7 protein-coding genes are annotated in these 6,234 nt (G+C 53.7%); 2 read left to right on the top strand and 5 right to left on the bottom strand.

All coding sequences use genetic code 11. The features are described 5' to 3' along the window. Nucleotides 1-406 precede the first annotated feature (406 nt). The gene (locus tag BN54_RS08090) at nucleotides 407-883 is read left to right on the top strand and encodes a nucleoside 2-deoxyribosyltransferase (protein WP_019206688.1); all 477 of its coding nucleotides are present in this window, start codon (nucleotides 407-409) and stop codon (nucleotides 881-883) included. 30 nt (nucleotides 884-913) lie between these two features. Further along, entirely contained in the window at nucleotides 914-1,411 is a 498-nt protein-coding gene (locus BN54_RS08085) for an acyl-CoA thioesterase (RefSeq protein WP_019206687.1), read from the top strand. 67 nt (nucleotides 1,412-1,478) lie between these two features. Here the strand turns inward: BN54_RS08085 and BN54_RS08080 are convergent, their stop codons facing one another. The 5 genes from BN54_RS08080 to BN54_RS08060 form a co-directional block, all read right to left on the bottom strand. Next, nucleotides 1,479-3,383, bottom strand: coding sequence for a copper-translocating P-type ATPase (locus BN54_RS08080; protein ID WP_019206686.1), 1,905 nt, complete (start codon nucleotides 3,381-3,383; stop codon nucleotides 1,479-1,481). After that, a complete protein-coding gene (locus BN54_RS08075; RefSeq protein WP_019206685.1) occupies nucleotides 3,380-3,643 on the bottom strand; it encodes a cupredoxin domain-containing protein in 264 nt (87 codons plus the stop codon). Before BN54_RS08075 ends, BN54_RS08080 begins: the two co-directional genes overlap by 4 nt. Before the next feature lie 12 nt (nucleotides 3,644-3,655). Then, entirely contained in the window at nucleotides 3,656-4,033 is a 378-nt protein-coding gene (locus tag BN54_RS08070; RefSeq protein ID WP_019206684.1) for a cupredoxin domain-containing protein, read from the bottom strand. Between the two features lie 163 nt (nucleotides 4,034-4,196). Continuing rightward, nucleotides 4,197-5,174 (bottom strand): hypothetical protein, encoded by a 978-nt coding sequence (locus BN54_RS08065; RefSeq protein WP_019206683.1) that lies wholly within the window; start codon nucleotides 5,172-5,174, stop codon nucleotides 4,197-4,199. 149 nt (nucleotides 5,175-5,323) lie between these two features. Next, nucleotides 5,324-6,208, bottom strand: a complete 885-nt coding sequence (locus BN54_RS08060; protein WP_019206682.1) for a LysR family transcriptional regulator — start codon at nucleotides 6,206-6,208, stop codon at nucleotides 5,324-5,326. Nucleotides 6,209-6,234: the final 26 nt, after the last annotated feature.

The raw sequence follows: 6,234 nt of genomic DNA, 5'->3' as shown, positions 1-6,234 counted from the left end.
ACCAGTTTGTCGTTTCAAATCAGCGACTTAATAGTTATATCATAACTCTCAAGTTGGTGTCAAGAACTTTTTTGAAGAAGTTCTTTCGCTGAAGCTCAGCGACAACTCTTATATATTACCAAGAACTCAAATCTTTGTCAACAACAATTTTGAGTTCTTGGCGTCGCCACCGTAGCGCTGAAGCTTTATCGCGGTGACAACGATTAATTACTATACACGTCTCGCCTTAATTGTGCAAGAGCTAATTACTAATTTTACAAATCAAACATTTTTGTAAACCCTTCCTTTGTTGCTACAACAAGCAAAAGAAATTTACACTTTTTTATCCTCGCCCCCTGTCCCCCCTCGGGGCAATCAACTATAATGAAGCGTGAAGACAAAATAATGATACAAAGGAATGAGCATTATGTACAAAAACCGGGTTTACCTGGCCAGTCCTTTTTTCTCACCAGAGCAAAAGGCACGGATTGAAAAAGTCGTGGCCGCCCTCAAGCAAAATCCCACGATTGATCCAGACGGAATTTATAATCCACAAGAACACCAAGAAGAAAGCTTAGAATTTGGTTCGCGCGACTGGCAAGATTCCGTGTTTAACACCGACATGCGACAAGTCAAACGGGCCGATGTCGTCGTGGCAATCACTGACTATAAGTATGAAGAGGGCAACTACGAACCCGACAGCGGGACAATCTTTGAAATCGGGGCGGCTTGGGCCTGGCACATCCCCGTCATCATGGTGCAATTCCATCCCGACAATGAATTGAACCTGATGTTGGCCCGCTCCCACACGGCCATGTTCACCGGCGATAAAATTGCAGCTGGACTGGCGGAATACGACTTTAACAACCTACCGACCCACTGGACTGACATGAAAGTCTTTTAACCCCACCATTACGAGAGAGGAGCCTCAGTTATGACTAAGTACAACATTCACGACCACCGGATCATCACGACCCACCGGATCTTAAACCGCGACTTGAACGAACACCAAACCCTCTTTGGCGGGCGGTTGCTCGAAATCGTCGACGCCGAACCATCCATCATCGCTTCGCACCTGTCCTTGCGCAAGGTTGCCACCGTCGGGATGGAAGACATTCACTTCTATCACCCCTTTGGTCTGCACGACGCTTTGACGATGACGGCCTACCTGACCGGGCTGGGCAATCGTTCCGCCGAAGTCTTTGTGAAGGTCACCGGCCAAAGCTTGGAAACCGGCGAACGTTTCCTGGGTTACACCGGCTTTAACACCTACGTGGTCGTTGATAAAAACTTCTCCTTCCCAGCCTTTGAACTGGTCGGCGAAACTGATGAAGAACGTTACCTGCTCAGCACCTACCAAGAACGGGTCGCCAAGCGCAAGCTGGCCCGCCCAGAAAATCAGGCGCTACTTGACCACATCAGTCTCGATTAACAGCTTAACCAACCAAAAAGGTGATGACCGTCCCCACTTGGTGTGGGAGGATCATCACCTTTTTCATTTACCGTTCATTGACTAATGGTACCCGGTTTAATAAGACCGAGCTGGTAACCACGGACAGCGAACTAAAGGCCATGGCCAAGCCGGCCAGTTCTGGGCTCAGGGTCAGCCCAACGCCGGCAAAGAGGCCGGCCGCAATTGGCAACCCGAGCACGTTGTAGATAAAGGCCCAAAATAAGTTGAGCTTAATCCGCCGGAAGGTCTTTTGACTGAGTTCAATCGCCAAGGGGACGTCGCGCAGATCATTTTTAACCAGGACGATGCCACCGGCATCAATTGCAATGTCGGTGCCACTGCCCATCGCAATCCCAACGTCAGCTGTGGTCAAAGCCGGCGCATCATTGATTCCATCCCCCACAAATGCGACCGGGCCGTGGGCTTGCAAGTTTTGCACGACCGTTGCTTTCTCGGCGGGTAAAACTTGCGCGACAACTTGGTCAATCCCGACTTGATGGGCAATCGCTTCTGCGACCGCTTGGTTGTCCCCGGTAATCATTACCGGCGTCAATCCCTGGGCTTTCAGCGCCGCAATCGCTGGAGCGGTCGTTTTCTTGGGGGTATCTTGCAGAGCAATTAACCCCACTACCTGGGACCCTTGCCCCACGGCAACGACCGTTTTGGCTTCCTTTTCCAGCCGTTGCCAGGCCATTTGTTGCTCAGCCGATAGGGTGGCAGGTCCCAGCGCCGGTTGGCCAACCCAACTAGCCTGCCCGGCAATCTGACCGGTCACCCCCTGCCCCTGGACCGCCGTGAAGTCCGTCACCGGGGGTAACGCCCCGGGGGCCGCCGCCACGATGGCCTGGGCCAACGGGTGCTCCGAGGCCTGCTCTAACGCGGCTGCCAGCCGCAACACTGCCTGCCGATTGCCCACCACGTCGGTAACGATCGGCTGCCCGTTCGTCAACGTCCCGGTCTTATCAAAGGCAACCGTTTTAAGCCGGTTCACTTGCTCCAAGACTTCGCCATCTTTGATCAGGATCCCCAACTTGGCACTACGCCCGGTCCCAACCATTAAAGCCGTGGGCGTTGCTAACCCTAAGGCACACGGGCAGGCAATCACCACGACCGCGACCGCATAAATTAACGCCGTAGCAAACGGGGCAGCTAATACTACATACCAGGCCAAGAAAGTTAAGATCGCCACGATCAAGACCACGGGCACAAAAATATCCGCCACCTGATCAGTTAACTTTTGGATTGGCGCATGACTGGTCTGCGCCTTTTTCACCAGGGCCACGATCTGGGCCAGCAGAGTGTCATCCCCCACCTTTTCCGCCCGAAAGGTCAACGTCCCGGTTTGGTTGACGGTTGCCCCAATGACCGTATCACCAGCTTGCTTGGTCACCGGCAGACTTTCCCCGGTGACCATCGCTTCGTTAACGGTCGAGGTCCCCGCCACCACTGTCCCGTCGACGGCGATTTTTTCCCCTGGTTTGACCTGAATCAAATCACCAACGCGCACTTGAGCCAACGCCACCGCCACGGGTTGGCCATTGCGCAGGACCGTGGCTGTTTTGGCCTGCAACTGACCGAGTTTGCTAACGGCATCGGAGGCCCGGTTGCGCATTCGTTCTTCAAAAACCTGCCCTAAAAGCACAAAGGTCACCACCAGCGCGGCACTTTCGAAAAAGACCGGGCGGTGCGTCGCCAGGGCGTAAAGACTGTAAAGGTAGGCCGTCAACGTGCCAATCGCCACCAAGGTATCCATATTAGCGTGGTGGTGCTTAAAAGCCGCCCAGGCAGTATGCAAAAAGGGCCGGGCACTGAGCGCCATCACCAGCGTCGTCAAAATCAGTTGCCCCCAGGCTTCCCCGGGTAAATGCACCCCTAGCGGCATTAAGAGCATGTTGACTAACAAGGGGACGGAAAGCCCCAACGACCACCAAAAGCGCTTGGTCACCGTCATGATTCCACCACCACTTGGCCCTTGACCATGTCCATCCCGCAGGCAAAGCCGTACGTCCCCGGGGTCGTCGTATCAATTGTGAAGTGGACTTCTTCATTCAATGGCAATTCCTGCTTAAAGCCCAATGCCTTGGACTGAACGACTTGCACACACCCGCGGTCGCTGACCCGCTTAAAGACCAGTTCCGCTGGTTCACCTTGCTTGAAGGTAACCTGGTTTGGTTGGTAACCACCATCAACGATAATTGTTTGCTTGGCCATGCTTAAATCCTCCTACTTGATAATGACTTTGCCGTGAAACATATCCATCCCACAGGCCCATTCAAATTCCCCGGGCTGGGAAGTGTCGATTTCAATCGTTTCCAGCTGGTTCTCTGGCAAGGGCCGGTTGATCCCCCAAGCCGGAAAGACCACCCGATCCAAACAGGCCGACGGATCCTTGCGTAAAAACTGCAAGGTCGCCGGTACCCCTTGCTTTAGGGTTACGACTTCGGGTTGGTAGCCCCCATCGACAATTACTGAAGCAGTTTGCTGCTGGGCATCCGCCGCCAGGGTTGCTTCAGCGGCCGCGGCTTCGTGGCGACCGAAAAACCACCAGAGAATAAAGGCAATCAACCCTAGACCGATCACCGTTGCGATTACGTGTGCCATCCTTATCCCACCTTTCGTTGACGTTTGTAACTTTATTGATCGTTTTTAGTATAGGAATTAGATTTACATTTGTCAACGTTCGGCGGGAATTTAAGGTTTTTCCCGCAAATTATGGTAAGAAAAAACACCCCCGTTGGTTTCCCAACGAAGGTGTCAAAGTTTGCTAATCTTGGTAAGCTTCCCCAGTTAATTCGGCTACTGGAGTGAAGACATCCGTGTATAAAGCGTCGACTTGGACCTTGGTCCGCGTCTTTTCAAAGTACAGGGGGGCAATCATCGTCAGGTATGGCATCATTGCCGCAAACCCTAAGACCAACAGCACCGCACCGATCCAAATGCATGGGTTCGTCGCCGTATAAACCCCGTAGAAAATCAGGCCCCCGGTCAAACCACCCCAGACTAAGGATGGGACCCCAGCAAAGAGCAGGCTGATCAAGAAGTAGTTAAACTTAAAGCCAGCCATGTAGCGCTTGGAGACCGTCAAGGCGTGCCGCATGGATTGCCCCAAGAATGCCGGCTGCTTAGCCCGGTAGAGGTAGAGGGCTTGGGAATATTGCAGCCCCTTCCAGATGGCGATTATTTCGTTTAACACATCCAGGGTGTTAACCACGATCGCATTACCCGCGAAGAACCCCGCTAAAATCCGCAGGGGCAATTGCCACAAGAAGATGAACAAGGCTGAATAAGCTACCAGCCGCAACAGTTGGTTCTTGCGCAGGTGCTTGAAGCGATTCCAGATCGAGCTGGCCGATAAGACCTTCGCCGAATTTTGGATCCGGTCTTGGTAGCCAAATTGCACGCCCACTTGCAGGCAGTAGAACAAGAAGAAGATCACGACCACGGCCACCAGCAGCAGCAAGAATTCCCCGACCGCAAAGAGCAGGGACGTAATCGTCATCATTCCGTACATAATCATCATGATGCTCATCGACAACGAGGCCAGCAGGCTGTAAGCAAAGTACAGCCCCATCCCCGTCAGGGCCAGCCAGATGATAAAGTAACCGGCTAAGGGCCACATCGTCGTCAGGTATTCGCGTTTATTTAATAACGGCTTGAGGCTGGCCGCAAACTCTTTGATGCCCACCCCATCTAATTTGGCCGCTTTTTCGGGGGTACGACCCTTGTTTTTGAAAAATTTCAAATTTCTTCCTCCCAACATTTAATCAATCCCATTTATCTTACCACATTGCACGTGGTTGGTAATCGTCATTGTCCCATCATACCAAATTCTGGCGCCGCCGGTCGCGTCTTTACCAAACCTTAACCAAGGCTTGCCCTTCCCTTCAAATTTTAACCGTTGATCGTCAGGGGAGTGATGAACTGTAAGAAGGCCGTTGCCGCTGGGGAAAGGGGCCGGTGTTTTTTCCAGGCCAGCAGATGCCCACTGGTCGTTTTGGGGACCAGGGGCACAAAGGCCAGGGCCGGATCGTGATACTGCGTGGCAACCCCGCGGATGCCGAGGTGGTAGTAGTGACCGGTCTTGAGCAAGGTGGGCACGGCGCCCGGTAAATTGGTGACGACCTTGAGGTTTAACTCGGCGGGCGATAGTTGCAGGGTGTCCGCCAAGGCATCCCGGACAATCGGCCGGCGCCCCATCACCAACGGCAGGGTGGCCACTTCCGCCGGCTGCAGGCCCGCTCGCTGGGCCAGGGGGTCATCTGCGCGCATCAAGATCCCCCATTCTTCGCGCACCGGCAAGGCCAAGAAATGATACTTAGCTGCTTCAACTGGTTCGATCAGCGCCGCCAAATCATCCTGGCCCTGATCGAGGCGGGGCCGCAGGCTGTCACCATCACCGCTAAAGAGCTGAAACTTGACCGCCGGGTGGTGGTCCTGAAAGGCCGCAACTTGCTCCAACAGCCAGGGAGCCACGGCCGATTCCACCAGCCCCAGGTTAACCGTCCCGCTCAACCCCGTTGAACTGGTTTGGAGCTCTTGTTGGGCGTGCTCTAAAAGATCCAAGATCACCTTGACCCGCTGGCGAAATAAGACGCCGGCCGCATTTAAATGCAGTTGGTGGTGGTGGCGGTCAAATAGGGGCCGGCCCACCGTCCGTTCCAATTCTTGGATCTGACGGGACAGGGTCGGCTGGGTCAAGTGAAGCTGGCGGGCAGCCTGGGTAATGTTATTGGTTTCAGCGACCACTAAAAAGTAGCGCAAGACACGGGTTTCCATCGTAATTGCCCCCTTGGTTTTTCCTT

The organism is Limosilactobacillus ingluviei str. Autruche 4 (genome assembly GCF_000312405.1).
Lineage (GTDB): Bacteria > Bacillota > Bacilli > Lactobacillales > Lactobacillaceae > Limosilactobacillus > Limosilactobacillus ingluviei.
This window is presented reverse-complemented; position numbering and strand designations above follow the sequence as displayed.